Annotated in this window: 17 protein-coding genes; 9 read left to right on the top strand and 8 right to left on the bottom strand. The window is 37.2% G+C overall.

Annotated elements, in window-relative coordinates; genetic code table 11:
• Positions 1–597 precede the first annotated feature (597 nt).
• Positions 598–1,491 carry a ribose-phosphate diphosphokinase gene (gene prs, locus AAV97_RS05900; protein ID WP_046760081.1) on the top strand — a complete coding sequence of 298 codons (894 nt, stop codon included), beginning with the start codon at positions 598–600 and terminating at the stop codon, positions 1,489–1,491.
• Between the two features lie 46 nt (positions 1,492–1,537).
• A complete protein-coding gene (locus tag AAV97_RS05895; protein ID WP_046760080.1) occupies positions 1,538–3,034 on the top strand; it encodes a nicotinate phosphoribosyltransferase in 1,497 nt (498 codons plus the stop codon).
• Positions 3,035–3,084: 50 nt separating this feature from the next.
• Here AAV97_RS05895 and AAV97_RS05890 read toward each other — a convergent pair whose 3' ends face one another.
• Positions 3,085–4,308: a hypothetical protein gene (locus AAV97_RS05890; RefSeq protein ID WP_046760079.1), complete on the bottom strand. Its 1,224-nt coding sequence runs from the start codon at positions 4,306–4,308 to the stop codon at positions 3,085–3,087.
• Positions 4,309–4,441: 133 nt separating this feature from the next.
• Here AAV97_RS05890 and AAV97_RS05885 point away from each other — a divergent pair, with 133 nt between their 5' ends.
• Positions 4,442–5,188, top strand: a complete 747-nt coding sequence (locus AAV97_RS05885; RefSeq protein WP_005030835.1) for an NUDIX hydrolase — start codon at positions 4,442–4,444, stop codon at positions 5,186–5,188.
• 584 nt (positions 5,189–5,772) lie between these two features.
• Here the strand turns inward: AAV97_RS05885 and AAV97_RS05875 are convergent.
• The gene (locus AAV97_RS05875; protein ID WP_046760078.1) at positions 5,773–6,405 is read right to left on the bottom strand and encodes a hypothetical protein; all 633 of its coding nucleotides are present in this window, start codon (positions 6,403–6,405) and stop codon (positions 5,773–5,775) included.
• Positions 6,406–6,512: 107 nt separating this feature from the next.
• Here AAV97_RS05875 and AAV97_RS05870 point away from each other — a divergent pair, with 107 nt between their 5' ends.
• From AAV97_RS05870 to AAV97_RS05860, 3 genes are all read left to right on the top strand, one after another.
• Positions 6,513–6,890, top strand: coding sequence for a VOC family protein (locus AAV97_RS05870; RefSeq protein ID WP_046760077.1), 378 nt, complete (start codon positions 6,513–6,515; stop codon positions 6,888–6,890).
• Positions 6,891–7,188: 298 nt separating this feature from the next.
• On the top strand, positions 7,189–8,442 hold the full coding sequence (locus tag AAV97_RS05865) for an exonuclease SbcCD subunit D (protein ID WP_046760076.1): 1,254 nt from the start codon (positions 7,189–7,191) through the stop codon (positions 8,440–8,442).
• A 9-nt stretch (positions 8,443–8,451) separates the two neighbouring features.
• Complete coding sequence (locus AAV97_RS05860) at positions 8,452–12,048, top strand: AAA family ATPase (protein ID WP_046760075.1); 3,597 nt, start codon at positions 8,452–8,454, stop codon at positions 12,046–12,048.
• Between the two features lie 45 nt (positions 12,049–12,093).
• Here AAV97_RS05860 and AAV97_RS05855 read toward each other — a convergent pair whose 3' ends face one another.
• The 5 genes from AAV97_RS05855 to AAV97_RS05835 all read right to left on the bottom strand — a co-directional run bounded on the left by AAV97_RS05855 (position 12,094) and on the right by AAV97_RS05835 (position 16,181).
• Positions 12,094–12,492 carry a hypothetical protein gene (locus AAV97_RS05855; RefSeq protein WP_042089392.1) on the bottom strand — a complete coding sequence of 133 codons (399 nt, stop codon included), beginning with the start codon at positions 12,490–12,492 and terminating at the stop codon, positions 12,094–12,096.
• 91 nt (positions 12,493–12,583) lie between these two features.
• The gene (locus tag AAV97_RS05850) at positions 12,584–13,339 is read right to left on the bottom strand and encodes a hypothetical protein (protein ID WP_046760074.1); all 756 of its coding nucleotides are present in this window, start codon (positions 13,337–13,339) and stop codon (positions 12,584–12,586) included.
• Positions 13,340–13,568: 229 nt separating this feature from the next.
• Positions 13,569–14,354: a hypothetical protein gene (locus AAV97_RS05845; protein WP_046760073.1), complete on the bottom strand. Its 786-nt coding sequence runs from the start codon at positions 14,352–14,354 to the stop codon at positions 13,569–13,571.
• Positions 14,355–14,532: 178 nt separating this feature from the next.
• Positions 14,533–15,366, bottom strand: a complete 834-nt coding sequence (locus tag AAV97_RS05840; protein WP_046760072.1) for an undecaprenyl-diphosphate phosphatase — start codon at positions 15,364–15,366, stop codon at positions 14,533–14,535.
• A gap of 119 nt (positions 15,367–15,485) precedes the next feature.
• Positions 15,486–16,181 (bottom strand): YggS family pyridoxal phosphate-dependent enzyme, encoded by a 696-nt coding sequence (locus AAV97_RS05835; protein WP_046760071.1) that lies wholly within the window; start codon positions 16,179–16,181, stop codon positions 15,486–15,488.
• Positions 16,182–16,626: 445 nt separating this feature from the next.
• Here AAV97_RS05835 and AAV97_RS05830 point away from each other — a divergent pair, with 445 nt between their 5' ends.
• Together AAV97_RS05830 and AAV97_RS05825 are read left to right on the top strand one after the other, a co-directional pair.
• Entirely contained in the window at positions 16,627–17,664 is a 1,038-nt protein-coding gene (locus AAV97_RS05830; protein ID WP_005030845.1) for a type IV pilus twitching motility protein PilT, read from the top strand.
• Between the two features lie 27 nt (positions 17,665–17,691).
• Positions 17,692–18,810, top strand: coding sequence for a PilT/PilU family type 4a pilus ATPase (locus AAV97_RS05825; RefSeq protein WP_004828052.1), 1,119 nt, complete (start codon positions 17,692–17,694; stop codon positions 18,808–18,810).
• Positions 18,811–18,884: 74 nt separating this feature from the next.
• On the opposite strand, the gene fur is transcribed toward AAV97_RS05825, so the two are convergent.
• Positions 18,885–19,322, bottom strand: a complete 438-nt coding sequence (fur, locus tag AAV97_RS05820) for a ferric iron uptake transcriptional regulator (RefSeq protein ID WP_004828050.1) — start codon at positions 19,320–19,322, stop codon at positions 18,885–18,887.
• A gap of 112 nt (positions 19,323–19,434) precedes the next feature.
• Between fur and AAV97_RS05815 the strand changes: the two genes are divergently transcribed.
• Complete coding sequence (locus AAV97_RS05815) at positions 19,435–19,833, top strand: outer membrane protein assembly factor BamE (protein ID WP_004828048.1); 399 nt, start codon at positions 19,435–19,437, stop codon at positions 19,831–19,833.
• Positions 19,834–19,887 lie beyond the last annotated feature (54 nt).

Below are 19,887 nucleotides of genomic sequence, written 5' to 3'. Positions count from 1 at the left end.
TTTCATAACGTAGCCTGAGATAATTTTAACCACAACCCTGAGCAAGAACAAAGCACTGCTTTGTTTGCAGCGCAAGCCGTAGCGGGGACTAGCGTGTTTTGTGTCGCTTCGTCGTTCCCTTACGAAACAGTGTTTCTCATCATTTAGAATGACTAAATTTCGTATTTCGCGCCTAGTATCGCCTACAAAACACACCTAGTCGCAAACATAGACGAATTGTCCACAGCCCCTAATATCTTTGCTACTTTTTACAGCCTTAAATGTTTCGCTGATCATAAAAATCATTTCAATCAAAATTTATTGTTTTCACTTTGCCTTAATCCCATTGCTCATTCCTCTAACACTTCTCTGTACTTAGAAAATATAGTGCTTTTAGCTTAGTAAGCCTTCATTCAGTTGTTGTGTGAACAACGCTATTTATTAGCAAACTTCGTAAAGGATAAAAAATTATAAATAACAAAAATTTAATCCAATATAAATCATCACGATCCATTTTTATTTTGCTTTGTAATCTTTTGTAAGTAAATCTTGTTAATTAAAGTGTCTTTATGACACTATACATGTATTGGCAATAAGCCACTTTATGAGAGTCAATTAATGTCTATTCAAATTCAAGATTCAAAACAGAACCTGATTTCTGTACAAACGATCCAATTTGCGGGTGGTGAAAGACATATCCAAATTTCGGCAGAAATTTTGAATACCTTGAAAGGTACAATGCAAATTCAAGCAAAAATTACCAATAGCCAAGATCTCATGGATTACTTATTGCTCGAAAATGTATTGCTCAACCAAGGCTTAGAAATTGATTTAGAAATCCCTTATTTTCCCTATGCACGTCAAGATCGCATTTGTGCAACTGGACAAGCTTTTTCATTAGAAGTTATGACAAAGCTGTTAAATATCAACAATGAAAAGTTTCCGCAGCAACGTAAATCTATCAAAGTCTGGGATGCTCATAGTGGTGTGACAGAAAAACTTTTGCATGAAAATACACACTTTTTTGACATTGAAAATGTCCAGCCTAGTGAAATAATTTTAAAAAATGAAATGTTAGCGAAGCTTTTAACAGCAAAGAAAACGGTTTTAGTCTGCCCAGATGCAGGTGCAAAACAGCGTACAAAGACAATTGCCAATGCTGTAAATACATTTCGTGATCGTGAAATTGATGTGGTCTTTTGTGAGAAACGACGTGACCCTGTCACTGGAAAAATCCAAAATGCTCAGGTCAATGCAAAAGATTTATCGGGTAAAACCGCAGTCATTACTGACGATATCTGTGACGGCGGTGCAACGTTTATCGGCATTGCGCAAGAGTTAAAAAAATTAAATTGTGAGCATGTGATTTTATACGTTACACACGGCATTTTTAGTAAGGGCTTACAAGTATTCGATGGTTTAGTCGATCAGATTTTTACTACACACAGCTTCCCTCAAATCGAAAATCCAAAACTTAACGTTATTAAATTCAGCCGTTTCAGTAGATTGTAATTATCAAATTTTAACTGCCTAATTTTAATTATCTAGGAGAACAACAATGAGCTTAAAAATTAATCCACTAAATGCCATCGATTTTTATAAAGCAGATCACAGACGTCAATACCCTGCTGGTACAGAATATGTTTATGCCAATTTTACGCCACGTTCTTCGCGTTTAGCTCAAATGCTACCTGATTTTGACGATAAAATCGTGTTCTTTGGTTTACAAGGTTTTATCAAACATTTTTTAATCGAAACATGGAATGAAGGCTTTTTCCAACAAGATAAAAACAAAGTGATCGCTGCTTATAAACGTCGAATGGACAATGCCTTAGGTGAAGGGGCGATTCCAGTCGATCACATTGAAGCCTTATATGACTTAGGCTATTTACCAATTCGGATCAAAGCCCTAGCAGAAGGTAGCCGAGTCAACATGAAAGTTCCTGTACTGACTATTGTAAATACCTTACCTGAGTTCTTTTGGTTAACCAATTATTTGGAAACTGTACTCAGTGCAGAATTATGGAAAAGCTGTACCACTGCAACTATTGCATTTGAATACAAACGTTTACTTACAGCGTATGCGATCAAAACTGGCGCACCTTTAGATTTTGTTCCAGTTCAAGGACATGATTTTAGCAGTCGTGGAATGAGTGGAATCTATGATGCAACACAAAATGGTGTTGGTCACTTAACCAGTTTTATCGGTACAGATGCCGTCTCAGCGATTGATTATGCCGAAGAATATTACAATGCAGATGGTATTGTGGGAGTTTCAGTTCCTGCTACTGAACACAGTGTAATGTGTATGGGCAGTGAAGATAATGAAATTGAAACATTCAAACGTTTGATCACTGAACTTTATCCATCTGGCGTAGTCAGTATTGTGTCAGATACTTGGGACTTTTGGCGAGTTATTACAGAATTCACTGTTGAGTTAAAAGATGAAATTCTTGCTCGCCAGCCTAATGCTCTGGGTCTTGCCAAACTGGTTTTCCGACCTGACTCTGGAGATCCTGTAAAAATCATATGTGGTGATCCTGAAGCACAAGTTGGCAGCCCTGCCTATAAAGGTGCTGTGGAATGTTTATGGGAAATCTTCGGGGGGACTAAAACAGACCGAGGTTATAAAGTGCTCAATGAACGTGTTGGCTTGATTTATGGTGATTCGATCACATTGGAACGCGCTTTAAAAATTCTGCAAGGATTAGAAGCCAAAGGTTTTGCTTCAAATAATCTTGTGTTTGGAATTGGGAGTTATACGTATAACTATTTAACCCGTGATACTTTTGGCTTTGCAGTAAAAGCAACATGGGGACAAGTGAATGGTGTTCCACGTGAATTGTTTAAAGATCCTGCGACTGATTCTGGAACTAAAAAGTCGGCTAAAGGGCTACTTCGTGTAGAAAAATCTGAAACGGGCTTTGTACTGTTCGATCAACAATCCCCAGAGCAAGAACAACAAGGTGAGTTAGACACGGTGTTTGAGAATGGTCAATTGATTCAAGAATGCGCATTGAATGAAATTCGTGAGCGTTTAATATCAAGCCTATAGTATTAAAACCAAGCATTCAGTTTAGGATAAAACTGAATGCTTAAACTAAACTATTGAAAAACACCAGCAAAATAGAAATTCCCATTAATGGTATCTGAACCTATTTTTACACTATTAAAGGTAAAATTTTGCTTTAGGTGATCTACACTCAAGCCTTTACAACTTGTATTTCTGTCCCCACATAAAACTGTATCTTCACCCTGTGTATAGACTAAGCTTAGATGTCCTTTTATCTCTTGATTAATTGTAAGCTCTCCATAATTTTCAAAGTAAATTTGATACATTTTTTGATCATTTATTGTTTGAGCATACGTACTCTTATACCTTGGCACTAATTGAATTGACTGGTTTAAGGTTAAATTATATTGATCAAATGGCACATACACATTTGAACTTAAAATTTTAATTTTCTCTGCATCACTTTTTAAAATAATATTGTCTAAATTGAGTTCGAATCCTTTGTTAGAATTAGACCAAATCTCATTTGCTAAGTCTGAAATAGTATAAGTATCTGTGCCATCTGACACTCTGATCGAAATTGCATTTTCAGAATAAGTATTGAGATACTTTCTTATTAATAAAAATATTGTTTTATCGTCTTTTTTTAAAACTAACTCCTTATCAGTCCAATATAGCTTACCCTCCAAGCGAGTATCAAATTCTGCATAACTTTCAATATTATATTCTTCGCTATCATAAATCACTTTACCTTGAACTTTTACAATCGGAAAGCGATTAGTTTGAAAAATTGGCCAATTACTTTGGGCAAAGTAATTTAATTCTCCTGTGATTAAAACAGATTTAAAACCATTAAAATCTTTTAATTCTGAAGCATCTCCACGATAGTATTGGTTTGGCGCATCTTTAAATATAACTTGGATGTGTTTTTTTTGGTTCAATTCTTTAATTGAATAGCTTGTGTTTGAAGAGCAATCATAAAGTGGAAAACAAAAAATAGATTTTACATCTTGCGTATCAAAGTCTTTAAACAGCATAGCGAGTTTAGCCTTGTTGCCGTGATTCAGTTCAACAACAGAAAAGTCAGAACCATTTTTATTCGCAAAACTAGCAGATGTAATTGGTTGATTTCCTATCGCTGAAATTTTATAAGTGAGTTGGGAATCATCAAAGTTTAAAGTTTGGTTAATCCCCTCACCTTTAATTGTTATATAGCTAGAATGATTCGCTGTCCCAATAGAATCAGAATTATCACTGCCCCCACAACCTGACAGCAATAATAAACTCACTATCGAATACATCACGATTTTTTTCATTACCCATTCCTTACAAGGATATTTATTAAGTTTTTATAAATAATCTTATAACATTAATTTTCCTTGGCTAATATCCTTTACCCTGTAATAATTCTAACTATCTTTAAATTTAATAAATTAAGCGAGCCTTATTGTGACCTTGAATGCTGAACAGGAATTTCTGTCGAGTTATAATAAAAAAGACTTTGATGCTCCCCTTTTCACAGTCGATATGGCTATTTTTTCTGTGGATGCTGGGCAGCTACAAGTTTTATTGATTAAGCGCTCCAATTTTCCACAAAAAGATAAATGGGCACTGCCAGGTGGTTTTGTTGATTTAACCCAAGATGCAGATTTAATGGCTTCTGCGCACCGTAAATTGGTTGAAAAAACGGGGCTTCAGTCTCCCCATTTGGAACAAGTGGCAACGGTGGGCAATGCAACGCGTGATCCTCGGGGCTGGGCAGTCACCGCCTTGTACTTTGCGCTCATTGATTTCAAAGAATTTCAGCAAGTCGCTACCGAACAAACTGAACATAGTGAATGGGTTTCAATCTCGGAAGCAAAAAAACGAGACTTGGCATTTGATCATTTACAGCTTTTGGAAATGGCGATTGATCGTTTAAGCCGTAAAGCGCGCTATACCGCTTTACCAGTCAGTTTGATGCCAAAACTATTTACGTTGACTGAATTACAGCAGATTTATGAAATTATTTTGGGTCAAAGCTTAGAGAAGAAGTCGTTTAGACGTCGTATGATCGAAGCAGGTGCAGTTGAAGAAACAAATCAATCTAAAATTGCAGGTAAACGTCCTGCGCAACTGTATAAATATGCTTTCGAGAGCTATGATTTCCATTTTCCAAGAATTTTGGAATATCCACGTGACTTAAATCCGTCATGACTGAGATAAGATTAGTTCAAGCTTTTTCTCAAGAACTATTCGACGATGTTATGTTGGTGGCTCAATATCTTGAAAATCAGAAAATCTAACCTCATGACAATCCCCAATGTGAAGTGATCATTCATCAAGCTTTGATCAAGATACCTGCCAGAATCTATATCAACGCTGTACAATCTGTTGATTTTCAAAACTTTCAATTGATACAACATCAAATTCTATGGTGTATTTTCACGCGCCATCATGATGGTTTTGTTCGGCAAAAAGCGCTTGAAAAACTACTTCAGCAAAATCTTGAATATTTTATGACGCCATTTATCTTTCAATTGCTAGGTGAATATGTGGCTGAAATTTTGAAAATCATTGAGCCACATCTCAATGAAAATAATCAAAACAAATGGAGTGATTTTATCTTAGAAAATTGTCAGTATTTTCAAACTAGACAAAGCAGAATCGTCAGTTATTGGAATGAGTACTATCGGTCAAGCTATCCTGATTTTAAAAACTATATTGGTCATCAAATTTTAACCAAATTCAAAAAATATGAGGAATCACGATTTAAATGAAATGCATAACTTAAGTTTGATTTATTGGTTACCAAAAACAATCACATAGGTTCCAATCTGTATTTTTTCTTCTAAGCAGCATGCCAGATGCTCTAAAAAATTCATTATTTTGATATCTTCAAAAGACAAATCCCTAAGGTCTGAAACAATTTTCTCTACTGCATTGTAATCAAAATAATTATCGGAACAAGGATCAAAACTATCCTCGAATTCATTTGTCAGCGGGCTAGACAACGGAAATAAAGACCTAAATATTTCAATCACATAAGCAAAATCATTCTGTGGAATAAAATAAGTTCTATTGTTTTTATCTTGTACTGGCTCTAAGTTTTCATCTTCTGCCCAAATCAAAAAGCCGACTTTATCAACATATTTGGGATTTTCCGCTATCGTCAACTTGATTGGATGTTGATTAAATTGATCGATCTTTTCAATAATTTTTTCAATATTCTGCTGATAAACAGGATTTATATAATATGTGTGAGCAAGCGTTTGGTCACATCCTGTCGCTAAACAAATTTTATTGAGATTATTTTGATGAAACTGAATAAGCGATTGTTCAATATCGTCATTATTTTGTTTTAGTAATGACAACGCTTCAGTCAATGAAACGTTTATTTTTGCTCGTAATATCTTGAGCTTTTCCTTATTCATAACGTACTCTTGTATTTATTCCTGATTCCATTTTCAATATTTATACATCGTCACTGCCTAAATTATCTTATGTTAATTATACAATTAAATATCGATGGACAATAATAATGAACACCCTATGCTATTTTGAAATTCAGTCGTCAAACCCGGAACGTGAAATGAAGTTTTATCATGAGGTTTTTGGTTGGAAGTTTAACAAAGTCGAAGGTTTACCGATCCAATATTTTCAAATTGAGACAGCAACATTACATGGAGGTTTATTAGAAAGACCAGTGCAAACACCACCGACACAGTGTGGAACCAATGCCTTTACCTGCTCTTTTGAAGTTGAAGATTTTGATCAAACGGCTGAAAAAATTTTAGCCTTAGGTGGGCGCATCGCCATGGAAAAATTTGCCATCCCTAACAAATGTTGGCAAGGCTACTTTTTAGATGCAGACCATAATACCTTTGGTTTGGTTCAAGTTGATCCAAATGCACAATGATTTTAAGAAATGAAACAAATAACTACACCAAACTCAGATTGATTTAAGTGATGAATTTAGAGAATTGATATTCTAGAGTATTGGTTTTTAACAGCTTAACCAGACGAGTGATTAAGTGAAATACAGTTTGGCTTTTTATCTGCTTAGTCAGCCATCCTGACCTTTTACTCAATCACTCACTTTAAACTGAAGCAATCAAAAAAGTAGTCTATTCAATCACCACAAAAGAACTTCTTATCTGATTCATCCGTGAATTTATGCTACCTTATTTTACAACGCATTAAGATCACACACGCACATGACTGTACGCTTTCTTCATACTTCAGACTGGCATCTGGGACAATTCTTTTATAACCACTCGCGCCAGTATGAACATGAACAGTTTTTAGCGTGGTTATTGCTGCAAATTCAAGAGAAACAGCCGAATGCTTTACTGATCGCAGGTGATATTTTTGATGTGATTAACCCTGCTTCATCGGCTCAAAAACAATTATATCAATTTCTTGCAGATGCACATGAGATTGCACCACATATGCAAACACTGATGATTGCAGGAAATCATGACTCAGGTTACCGTATCGAACAAGTAGAACCGTTACTTGAAAAATATCATGCCAAATCTGTTGGGGTGATTCATAAAAATAGTGAAGGTCAAATTGACTTAGATCGTTTACTGATTCCTATCTATGATCCGCAACGTCATATTATTGCTTGGTGTCTAAGTTTGCCCTTTTTACGTCCTGCTGAAATTACTGGATTTAATGAACAGACTCATAGTAGTCAAAACGCAATTGCCTATTTACATCAACAGTTGATTGCAGAAGCTCGTAAGAGAAAAACGGCTGATCAAGCACTGATTTTAATGTCGCATGCGCATATGCAAGGTGGGGAAACTTCCGATTCTGAGCGCCCAATTATTGTGGGGAATGAAGAAGCTCTTTCAACGACGTTGTTTGAAGACATTCTTGACTATGTGGCACTCGGACATTTACACAAACCACAAAAAGTTGCACAAGCACATATTCGTTATAGTGGTTCGCCCATTCCACTGTCGTTTAGTGAAATCCACTACAAACATCAAATTGTAGACGTAAAAATTGATCCATCCAAAACAGATGAGTCCCGCTTTGAGTTTGAAAGTATCTATATTCCACGGAGTATACAGCTCCATAAAATCAAAGGAGAATTGAGCGTTGTTTTTGCTCAGTTACATGCTTTACCAAGTGGAGAAATTGACAATATTGATCATCGTGAATATGTCGATATTGAATATCATACGGATGTTCCCCCTCCGCCCAATTTACGCCAACAATTTGAAGAAGCCTTACCCAAAGATAGATACCGTTTGGTTCGTATTTCAAGACAATACTTAAGCACAGAAAAAAATGGGGATACACCGAGTACAATCCATCTCGAACCGCCTACGCCAGAAAAACTTTTTCAACAGCTCTGGGAAAAAAATGGTTATGCCAGTGATGATGCTGTTTTCAAAGACTTTTTAAATTTGCTGCAAGAAGCTGAGAAGTCACTCGAAAATGAACCTGAAGCGTAGGAGTTTGCTATGAAAATTTTATCGATACGACTCAAAAATCTAGCTTCGTTGTCTGGTGAACATTTTATTGATTTTGAATCTGAACCATTGGCTTCAGCTGGTTTAGTCGCAATTGTTGGGAAAACCGGGGCTGGAAAGTCCACTATTCTGGATGCGATGTGTCTTGCCTTGTTTAATAAAATCCCACGTTTAAAAGACAGTGATGGTAAGTTACAAGATGTGGATGGTTCAGAACTTTTAACCAACTCCCCACTGACTGTGCTGCGTCGAGGTACCGCGCATGGCTTTGCAGAGCTTTGTTTTGTTGCACAAGATCAAAAACATTATCTGGCTCGTTGGGAGCTAAAACGTTCACGTGAAAAAGCAGATGGAAAACTGCAAAGTGTACAACGTTATTTAAAATGTCTCACCGATGGAACAGTGATAGCGGATAAAGCCAAAGCTGTAGACAACAGTATTTATAAAATTACTCAATTGAGTTTCGAACAATTTACCCGTGCTGTACTTTTGGCACAATCTGAAGTCACAGCATTTTTAAAAGCACGTGATAATGAACGTGGAGAGTTACTCGAGTATTTAACTAATTCAGCAATTTTTGGAAAAATTGGTCAATTGGCATATGAAAAAACCAAATTGGTGGCTTCAAAACGTAAGGAACTTGAAAACCTACTGGGTCATATTGAACTGTTATCTGATGAAGATTTGGCTGAACTGTCGACTCAATTTCAACATATTGAAAACACCTATCAAAAATTACAATCAGAAAAAATCCAGCTTGAAAAACAACAGCTTTGGTTTGAACTTAAACAAAAATTAGATCAAGAGATTATTCTAAAACAGCAATTTTTAGATGCCCAACTCAAAGTACAACACGACTTACGACCTGAACGTGAACGTTTAATTCGTTTAGAAAAATTTTCGAGTATTCGCTCAAGTGTTTTTCAACAGCAACAGCTGAATAAAAATGAACAACAACTGACACCACAACTGCAAAAACAACAACAACTGTTTGATCAGTTAAAGCTACAGTTTGAGCAGCAAAAGCAAAACTTCACTCAAGCTGAAACGGCTTTAAATGATATACAAAGTTTTGAAAACGCACATTTTGATGCTTTAAAAGAAGTACGTAAATGTATCCAAGAACGTGATTTTATTGGTACAGAATTTAAAAAAATTCAATCCAAACTCAATGAATTGGAACAATCAAAACATCCCTTACTAAGCCAGCAACAGGAAGTTGAACAACATATTCAACGTCTTAGCCAACAGCAACTAAATTTAAGTCAAAAACTTGTTGAGACACAACAATTTTCAAGTCTGGATAAAGGCTTGACAGCGCATATACAACAACTCAGTCAATTTATTCAACACTATCCAAGCATCGAAAATCAACTCGGTAATTTAAGCCAAGCTGAAGATAAACTCAGACAGCAAAACGCCCAATTACAGGCTTTAATTGATCAATCAGGTACGATCGAAAAGCTAGAAACATGGCTTGAACAAACCCGCCAACAACGTGAAACGACACTTTACCAACTCAATCAATTTGACATCATCCAGCAAAAATTACAGCAATTTTTTGAATTACAGTCAGAGTCTCAACAACTTATTGCTCAAATTCATCAAGGTCATACACAATTTCAACAACTAGAAAAAGCCACAGTTCAAGCTGAACAAGATTATCACAGCGCAAAACAGGCTCGAACCAAGCTACAGGATATACTTCAACAACAACGCTTATTACATACAGAAAATGTCGAGAATTTAAGAGCAGCACTTAAAGATGATCAACCATGTATCGTCTGTGGAAGTACCACCCATCCCTATAAAATGGATGATTCCATTGTTTCCAAAGCCTTGTTTGAACTACAACAGCAGCAAGAACAGCAAGCTCTGCTTCAAGAGCAAGATACTTTTAACATTTGGCAGCTTAGTCAGCAGAATTTAACCCAATTCAATGCAGAGCAAGAACAACTAAAAACCTCGCAAAAAAGACTGGTTGAACGAATCGCAGTCACTCAACAGGCTTGTGCTGAACAAATTGCTTCTGCAAAAATTAAGCTTGATCTCACTCAAACACAAGCTGAAATCATGTTACAGTTAGGTCAATTTACCCAACAATCTCAACAGCAGATTGAGCAAATCGACCAACAGTCCAAACAATCGATTCAAACGATAAAAACCCAACAACAATTGTTGCAGAGCACTCAGCACACATCACATTTATTACAACAAGCCAAAAACCTTCAGCATCAAATTCAGCATATCGTTTCATGCTTGTCTGAGCAGGAACAACACATGTGGCAACAACAGACAGTCGCCACCGCAGAAAATGTTTGTATCCGTTTAAAACAACGTGCGCAACAACTTGATCAACAGGAACAACACAGTAAGCAATTAGATTTATACGCCCAACAACAACACAGTATTCAACTCAACCTAGACAATATCTCCAAGCAAATTGCTGATACTACTCAAAGCTTAGCGGAGATTAAACTTAAAGGATTACAAAATACAGAAACTGCGAATCAATTGATTTACAGCATGACTGGATTAAATGAAGTGAAGCCGAATGAATGGCTAGCTCAGCACGATCTGAAACGCCAGCAAAGCCAACAACATTATCAGCAACTCAAACAAAACTTTGAGCAATTGCGTAATCAATTTGAGCAAGAAAAGAACCAGCTTGGACAGCTTAAGGCACAAGTAGAGCAAAACTTAAATCATCTCAATCAAGTGCAGTTTGAAATCCAACAATGGTTAACAGAACATCCAGATTTTCAATTAGAAGATTTAAGCAACTTGGCGCAAATTACACCACCACAAGAACAGCAAATTCGAAAGCAATTACAGCAAGCTGAACGCACATTGAATGAAGCCCATTCAGCACTCAAAACCATTCAGGAACAACTCTCAGAACATCTAACGCTTCAACCAGAAATAGTGAGCAATGAATTACAACAATTGATGATAAGAAACAGTGAAGCGCTAAACACGCAAATTGAAATTCGAGATCAACTCAAACTCAAACTCGAATTACATCAGCAGAATGTCATGAAGCAAAAACAGTTTGCAGATCAAATTCACAACGTCCAGCAAGAAGAACATCGTTGGGGGAAAATTTCAGGTTTGATGGGGGATGCAACAGGTAAAAAATTTAGAGATTATGCGCAACAGTATAATTTGGATATTTTACTTGAACATGCCAATCAGCAATTGGCGATGCTGTCTCAACGCTATACGCTTAAGCGTCTCGAAAACTCTCTAAGTCTCGCCATTATTGATCATGATATGGATGGTGAAACTCGATCTGTTGCTTCACTTTCTGGTGGTGAGTCTTTCTTAACAGCACTAGCGCTCTCTCTAGCAATTGCCAATATGGCTTCAGGTTCAATGAAAATTGAATCCTTATTTATTGATGAAGGTTTTGGAACACTGGATGCTTCGTCATTACATATGGTAATGAATGCTTTGGATCAACTGCAAAATCAAGGGCGTAAAGTTGTACTAATTTCACATATACAGGAAATGCATGAACGTATCCCTGTACAAATTCAAGTCCGAGCTTTAGGTGCAGGTGCCAGTACGATAGAAGTAGTCAGTTAAAAAAAAAGGAGGATATTACCCCTCCTCAAACTCGATTTAATGTATTCATTGATTTGCTAAATATTCTTTTTTGGCTTGATCACAAATTTCTTTTTTATCACTCAAGCCTTGGGTCGCTGTTTCGAGGGTTTCATCAAAGGTGGTATCAAACTGTTTGTAATCTCGGTCATACTGTACTTTATATTTTTGATTATTTTTTAATACAGCGATTGAACTTTGAATGGCGACACACATTGGATAAAGTTCCTTCCGATCCTGTGTTTGAGTTGCACGATCAGTAATTTCTTCGATTTTTCCCAAAATCGTATCAAAGTTCTTTTGAAATTTTTCATAACTCGGTTGAGTTGCAATAAGGGATTTATATTGATCTTCAATTGGATTGGCAAATGATTGTATGGAAGCCATACCCAGTAAGGTGATTACACAAACTTTGACTAATTTCATTATATATTGACTCTTTTGTTTATTAATGGGTTCAAGTGTTTAAAAGCATAGGCTGTTTTCACAAATGCCCTATGCTTGTTGAAAAGATAATTTATCGATCTGCTGGAAATGCATTGGGTGGCGGCGCATATTTATTTACAGGTTTCGCCTTTTCTTCTGGTGCTTCTAACTCATACACTACAGTACCGATTACACCTGTATTTTGAATAGAGCCTTGATCAGAATTAGCAGCATAAGCATCTTTAGGCTTACTAAACGTAAAAGAAGCTACAGCAGAATCACTTTTACGGAAACCTTCGATTTTCAAGGTGTCATGCGCATGCAATACATAACCTGCGTTGCTCCGAGAAGCTTCACTGCCATTAATTACATCAATACCATCAACACTGGCAACAATTTCAAAGGTCTTACCCGTATTATTTTCATACTGTAATTGATAACTTTGCCCTTCACGCCCTGACAAATAATATTTTTGCCCCACACGATACATGGGAATGAACTGACCATGATCATCGACCACAGAAAAACTAATTTTTCCTGCCGCCATTGAAATAGAATTCACTGATTTTCCTTGATAATTTTTATCAGCATATTGCACCATTGTTTCAGCCAATGACGTTTCAGATTTACGTTTTAACTGCACTTCCGTCACTTTGGAATCAATTTCATCACCCCACTTCGTACCCAGTTTTTCATCAGCGGAGACTTGGTTATTGGCAGCTTCAGCAGTAGCATCGGTACTGGTCGTTTCAGCCGATGAGTTGGATGAACTTTCATCTGTTTTTTTCGCACAAGCAGCAAGAAAAATACACAGCAAAAGGCAGAGAAATATATTTATATTTTTCATTATCAAACCTATTTTCAAGTAATAAGTTACGTTCCAATCATTATAATGTCTTGTATTTATTCAATAACATTGAACAATTAGAAAGATGTTTCAGTTAGATTATTATCAGCCACATCATAACTGAGCAGTGCTTGATGTACTATTTTTTAATTATTGCAATTGTGTAACATTATAACATCCTAGCGCATTCTAGGATGTTAAAACCTATAGTTTGCCTAAACTCAATCACTTAATCTGCTGGAAAAGCATTAGGAGCAGGAGCATAGCCATCCTTTGAATTTTTAGCAGGCTGATATTGAGGTGCTTTTAATTCATACACCACTGTTCCAATCACACCGATATTTTGAATAGAGCCATTTGCTGAATTAGCAGCATATGCGTCTTTAGGGCGACTAAAAGTAAATGAAGCGACTGAAGAATTACTCTTTCTAAATCCTTCAATTGCAAATGAACTGTATGGTCGTAACACATAACCACTATTTGAACGTGAAGCTCGGCTGCCATCTAAAACATCTAAACCATCCACACTCGCGACAATTTCAAATGTTTGATTGCTGGTATTTGAATAGCGAAGTTGATAGCTTTGCCCATCTATGGCTGAAAGGTAATAATTTTGTCCATCACGGTAAAGTGGTAAAATTCGACCACGATCATCTACAACAGAAAAACTCACTTTGCCAGCTGCCAGAGAAATACTATTAATATTACGTCCCGAAAATTGCTTACTGGCATAACGAATTTGAGTTTCATCAATTGGACGATTGCTTAAGCGTTTTAAATCCACTTGGGTCACATAAGAATTTAGATCATCGCCCCATTTTGTCCCCAAACGTTCTTCTGATCGCACTTGATTTTGTTTGGATGTTGTACTTGCAGGTCTAGGCGCTGGTTTGGCTGAAGGTACAGCTTCTGTCTCTAAACTTATGGCATCGTTTGATGGCGAATACTTTGTTGTACTGCAGGCGCTGATTAAAACACAAAGACACAACCACAATAACATTTTGGATTTATTCATATTCTATTTCCAGTTTCTAAATTTTATTTCACTAAGTATAGTCAACTTAACAAGTACTGTGCATCGAAAATTGTAGAATATATTTTAAACGAGCTATTCAATTGTTTAGGACAAATATATTGATATAGTTATCCTAAACAAAAAACCTATTTTTTATTTTATCGTGATCAGATTATTGTTAGCCTAGTGCTAAAACGACACCTGCAAAGCCAATACAATAAAAACCAAACAGCTGCCAACGTCCATGTTCTAGCCAGCTAGATAACCACTTTAAAGCAGCAAGACCTGCAATAAAGCTAAATACCATTCCCAATACACTCGGAAAAAGAAGTTGGCTTAAATGCATATGTTGAAAATTCTCCGCATGCATAAGACGATAAAACTCTTTAACAATCACAGCAGGTGTGAGCACTACAGCCAACGCAAAACTAAACTCTTCCGCTTTTTGGCGAGCAACACCTAAAAATAATCCTGTTGAAATGGTGGCACCAGAACGTGAAAAACCTCGAAATGGTAGACATAAAGCTTGTATCGCACCAATCCATGCCGCACTTTTCAAGCTGATTTCACCAGTTTGTCCACGATCTAATTGCGCAGATAAAATAATCAATATCCCTGCTGAAACTAATGCAGCAGCCATTAATTTTGAATTACTAAATAACTGTTCTATTTCAAAGTGCTTTGCCCCTGCAAAAAACACATGTTTAATCAAGGCTTGTAGGGTTAATCCAAGTATGCCGGTAATGGCTGTGGCAAGAATAATAAAACCTGCTTGTTTCTTAAAATTAGTGATGGATGAAAAATATGTCTTACGCCAAGATGCCCAGAAATAAACAATGACCGCAAACATTGTACCTGTATGTAGCATGACCAAGAGAAAAGTCATATCAGGTGCAGAAGGATCAAAGCCCATTAATTTTTCAGCCAAAATGACATGGGCAGAACTGGATACAGGAAGCAACTCTGCCAAGCCTTGAATAATGGCAAGAATAAGCACATGAAAAATAGTCATCAATGCTCTCAGGTTTAAAATGATGTTTGCCTTATACGTTTACAGCATTAAAACTAAATTAAAATAAACTTAAACCACAACAAACGCAGTACTCCACTTCAAGCATAGGGCTAAAAATGCTATTCGTTTTTAGTGGAATAATCTCGTGCGCCAAATAATGCTGTACCAATCCGAACCATCGTTGAGCCTGCAGCAATTGCTTCTGCCAGATCTCCTGACATTCCCATACTCAGGGTATCCCAATCTTCAGGACGAACATGGAACACTTTAACTTGGTCAAATAACTGCTTGGCATCTTGAAATGCTTCAGTGTGATGTGGTGCAGGAATCACCATCAGCCCTCTTAACCTTAAATGCGGCAACAGGCTGATTTGCTTGACCAATTCAACAACTTCTTCAGGCTGACAGCCATCTTTGCTGTCTTGTGCATCAATATTCACTTGTAAACAGATATTTAAAGGGTTTTGAGTTGCATCTCTTTGTTTCGATAAACGTTCAGCAATTATAAAACGATCTACGCCATGCACCCATGCAAACTTTTCGGCAAGATGCTTGGTTTTATTGCGTTGTACATGACCGATAAAATGCCACTCAATATCCAAATCTTTTAAATCTTCAATTTTATCCAAGGCTTCTTGTAAATAGTTTTCCCCAAACGAGCGTTGCCCTGTGCTGTACATTTCTCGTAATAATGGACTTGGATGTGTTTTAGAAACCGCCAATAACTGGACCTGTCCCAGATCTCGATTTGCAGCCAAGCAGGCATCCTGAATTTGTGCTAATACATGATTTCGAGCTTGATTTAGATCATTCATTGACGGGGTTCTCATTTCATAAAAATTTCAGCTTCCAAGCAATTAAATTGTTGGTTATGCTGAGTGAAAAGCCTTATTATTCTACAAAATAATCAGGGTATGTTGATTGTTCATCAATGGCTTGTACGTGGCAGGCAAAAATTAAACAAACCATGAATGAAATATAAAGAATAGCAAAACTATTTCAAAATTTCATAACGCAGTTTGAAATAATTTTAGCCATAACTGTTGCAAGAACAAAGCATTACTTTGTTCTTAATGTATGACAAAACGAGAAACCGAGGTGTTTTTTACTGCTAAAACGTTACTTTGCGAAATATGGTTTCTCATCATTTAGAATAACGCCATTTCGTAGTTTCAGCAGAAGAACCAAAAACACTGAGATCGTCAGCAACATAGATGAACGCTCTTTACCTTAGGCTAAGAGATTTTATTCGGGGACATTATGGATATTACAGAATTATTGGCGTTTTCCGTTAAAAATGGTGCGTCTGACTTACACCTTTCAGCGGGTATGCCACCGATGATTCGTGTTGATGGTGAAGTCCGCCGTATCAATTTACCAGCATTGGAACATAAAGAAGTTCATAGACTGGTCTATGACATCATGAATGATAAACAACGTCGAGATTTTGAAGAACAATTAGAGACTGACTTCTCTTTTGAAGTTCCAGGCGTTGCCCGTTTCCGTGTTAACGCATTTAACCAAAACCGTGGTGCAGGTGCGGTATTCCGTACCATTCCATCCAAAGTCCTGACTATGGAGGATCTTGGTTTAGGACAAATATTTAAAGACCTTTGTGACTTACCACGCGGTTTAATTTTGGTTACAGGTCCAACAGGTTCTGGTAAATCAACCACTTTGGCTTCGATGATTGACTTCATCAATGACAATCGTTATGACCATATTTTAACTGTCGAAGATCCAATCGAATTTGTACACCAATCTAAAAAGTGCTTGATCAACCAGCGTGAAGTGCACCGTGATACACATGGCTTTAACGAGGCGCTACGTTCTGCACTGCGTGAAGATCCAGACATTATCCTTGTCGGTGAGATGCGTGACCTTGAAACTATCCGCCTTGCACTTACCGCAGCAGAAACAGGTCACTTGGTCTTTGGTACGCTGCATACCACTTCCGCAGCGAAGACCATTGACCGTGTGATTGACGTATTCCCTGCTGAAGAAAAAGACATGGTACGTGCCATGCTTTCTGAATCATTGCAGGCGGTAATTTCTCAAACGCTATTAAAGAAAAATGGCGGTGGACGTGTTGCTGCACATGAAATCATGATCGGGATTCCTGCAATTCGTAACCTTATTCGTGAAAACAAAGTTGCACAGATGTATTCAGCGATCCAGACTGGCGCAAACTATGGTATGACCACACTGGATCAAAGCTTAAAAGCGCTGGTTGCCAAAGGTGTAATTAGTCCTCAAGTTGCGCGAAATGTCGCAAAACAACCAGAATCATTTCTATAAATAAGATGGACGATTGAGGCTTAAAAGATGGACTTTAATGACTTGCTCAATATGATGATTGAGCAGAAAGCATCCGACTTGTTTATTACCGCAGATGTAGAACCATCAATGAAAATTAATGGTCAAATCGTCCCTGTGGTAAAAACCAAGTTAAACGGCGAAATCATCATGCAATTGCTCAACTCAATCATGAGTGAGAAGCAACGCAAAGAATTTGCAGATACGCGCGAATGTAACTTTGCCATTACCAACAGAGATAAAACTGCCCGTTTCCGTGTCAGCGCTTTTCAACAACGTGATATGCCAGGTATGGTTTTGCGTCGTATCGAAACTAAAATTCCAACCATGGAAGAGTTAAAACTTCCACCTATACTCAAAGATCTTGCCATGACAAAACGTGGCATCATTATCTTTGTTGGTGCGACAGGTACCGGTAAATCCACATCTCTTGCATCGATTATTGGCTATCGCAATCAGAACTCAAAAGGTCATATCATCACCATTGAAGATCCGATTGAATTTGTTCACGAACATGCTGGCTGTATCATCACCCAACGTGAAGTTGGTATTGATACCGACTCTTTTGAAATTGCCTTGAAGAACACCTTGCGTCAAGCACCTGATGTTATTCTGATTGGTGAGATTCGTTCCCGTGAAACAATGGATTATGCGATTGCCTTTGCAGAAACTGGACATCTGGTCTTTGCGACACTACATGCCAACAATGCCAACCAAGCCATTGACCGCATTATTCACTTCTTTGAATCTGACCGTCATAGCCAATTGTTTATGGACTTATCTCTTAACCTTAAAGCTATGGTCGCACAGCAATTAATTCCAACACCAGATGGTAACTCGCGTCGTGCAGCGATTGAGATTCTGATCAACTCACCACTCGTTTCAGATCTCATCCGTAAAGGTGATGTACATGAAATCAAAGATTTGATGAAACGTTCACGCGAATTGGGTATGCAAACTTTTGACCAAGCCTTGTTTGACCTTTATAAAGCTGGTCAGATTACCTACAAAGATGCGTTGAAACATGCAGACTCACCAAATGATTTACGTCTACAAATCAAATTGGATGAAGAAGGTGGCGCGCAGTTATTGAATGCCAACAGCAAATTGACTTTTGATGGGCAATAAAGCAACACAAAATCTTTAAAAATGAAAAGGGAGCTTCTAAAAGCTCCCTTTTCATTTGTTGTATTTATGTGATTTTAACGCTTACGATAAGCTTCCTGACATTCAGGCTCATCACAATAACCATATAGATTTAGAGAATGACCAGTTAACTGGAAACCATGCTTCTCAGCAACTGTATGTTGTTCATGCTCAATGATATCATTAGTAAATTCAACGACTTTATTACAATTTTGGCAAACCAAATGATCATGATGATCTTCTTGCATAATTTCGAAAACAGAATGATTGTTTTCAAAATGATGACGCTGAATAATTCCAGCAGCCTCAAATTGTGTTAACACACGATATACGGTCGCTAGACCAACATCTTCACCTTGTTCGAGTAATGTTTTATAAATGTCTTCCGCGCTCAAGTGGTGTTGTCTTGAATTTTCTAATAATTCCAAAATCTTGATTCGTGGTAGGGTAACTTTAAGTCCAGCTTTGCGTAAATCTTGATTTGAAATAGGCATATAAAAAGGTCTCTCAACAAATTTTAAGTTGGAATATGCAACAGAGTTGAGATGCAGTATGATCTATCCTTGGATCAATTGCATCATAATTAATTTGGGATAGTGTAGCAAAATGCAAAAAATCATGCTGACGTTATTCGTCGCTTCTTTACTTGGTGGTTGCTCTGTATTTGGAGTATACAAAGTTGATATACCTCAAGGAACACCATTAACCCAAGCTCAAGCTTCAAAAATTCAAGTCGGTATGACCTACCAGCAAGTGAGATTCTTACTGGGTAGCCCAACAATTTCAGATCCAATGAATCCTGGACGTTGGGATTACATTTACAACTATATCCCTGGAACTTATGCAAAAAAAGCAAAAATTCCAGCAGCACATGGTCAACACTTAAAGGTTTATTTTGATCAATCAGGTATTGTAAACAAAATCGAAGGTTTGGAAACCATTCCTGAGTCACAACCCGGTTTACCCGCTTCTAAAGAAGCAATATTGAATGCGCCTCCACTATAGACACTTTGTCATAAAAAGAAACCCCTCTTTGAGGGGTTTTTCATATGCATTCAA

Origin of the sequence: Acinetobacter sp. Ag2 (genome assembly GCF_001005515.1) — a bacterium.
In the GTDB taxonomy this organism is placed as follows: domain Bacteria; phylum Pseudomonadota; class Gammaproteobacteria; order Pseudomonadales; family Moraxellaceae; genus Acinetobacter; species Acinetobacter bereziniae.
This window is presented reverse-complemented; position numbering and strand designations above follow the sequence as displayed.

Excerpts from the sequence above, each read along its gene's own strand:
- prs (WP_046760081.1), top strand. The coding sequence starts at position 598 with ATGTCTATTCAAATTCAAGATTCAAAACAGAACCTGATTTCTGTACAA.
- AAV97_RS05895 (WP_046760080.1), top strand. The coding sequence starts at position 1,538 with ATGAGCTTAAAAATTAATCCACTAAATGCCATCGATTTTTATAAAGCA.
- AAV97_RS05890 (WP_046760079.1), bottom strand. The coding sequence starts at position 4,308 with ATGAAAAAAATCGTGATGTATTCGATAGTGAGTTTATTATTGCTGTCA.
- AAV97_RS05875 (WP_046760078.1), bottom strand. The coding sequence starts at position 6,405 with ATGAATAAGGAAAAGCTCAAGATATTACGAGCAAAAATAAACGTTTCA.
- AAV97_RS05870 (WP_046760077.1), top strand. The coding sequence starts at position 6,513 with ATGAACACCCTATGCTATTTTGAAATTCAGTCGTCAAACCCGGAACGT.
- AAV97_RS05865 (WP_046760076.1), top strand. The coding sequence starts at position 7,189 with ATGACTGTACGCTTTCTTCATACTTCAGACTGGCATCTGGGACAATTC.
- AAV97_RS05860 (WP_046760075.1), top strand. The coding sequence starts at position 8,452 with ATGAAAATTTTATCGATACGACTCAAAAATCTAGCTTCGTTGTCTGGT.
- AAV97_RS05855 (WP_042089392.1), bottom strand. The coding sequence starts at position 12,492 with ATGAAATTAGTCAAAGTTTGTGTAATCACCTTACTGGGTATGGCTTCC.
- AAV97_RS05850 (WP_046760074.1), bottom strand. The coding sequence starts at position 13,339 with ATGAAAAATATAAATATATTTCTCTGCCTTTTGCTGTGTATTTTTCTT.
- AAV97_RS05845 (WP_046760073.1), bottom strand. The coding sequence starts at position 14,354 with ATGAATAAATCCAAAATGTTATTGTGGTTGTGTCTTTGTGTTTTAATC.
- AAV97_RS05840 (WP_046760072.1), bottom strand. The coding sequence starts at position 15,366 with ATGACTATTTTTCATGTGCTTATTCTTGCCATTATTCAAGGCTTGGCA.
- AAV97_RS05835 (WP_046760071.1), bottom strand. The coding sequence starts at position 16,181 with ATGAATGATCTAAATCAAGCTCGAAATCATGTATTAGCACAAATTCAG.
- AAV97_RS05830 (WP_005030845.1), top strand. The coding sequence starts at position 16,627 with ATGGATATTACAGAATTATTGGCGTTTTCCGTTAAAAATGGTGCGTCT.
- AAV97_RS05825 (WP_004828052.1), top strand. The coding sequence starts at position 17,692 with ATGGACTTTAATGACTTGCTCAATATGATGATTGAGCAGAAAGCATCC.
- fur (WP_004828050.1), bottom strand. The coding sequence starts at position 19,322 with ATGCCTATTTCAAATCAAGATTTACGCAAAGCTGGACTTAAAGTTACC.
- AAV97_RS05815 (WP_004828048.1), top strand. The coding sequence starts at position 19,435 with ATGCAAAAAATCATGCTGACGTTATTCGTCGCTTCTTTACTTGGTGGT.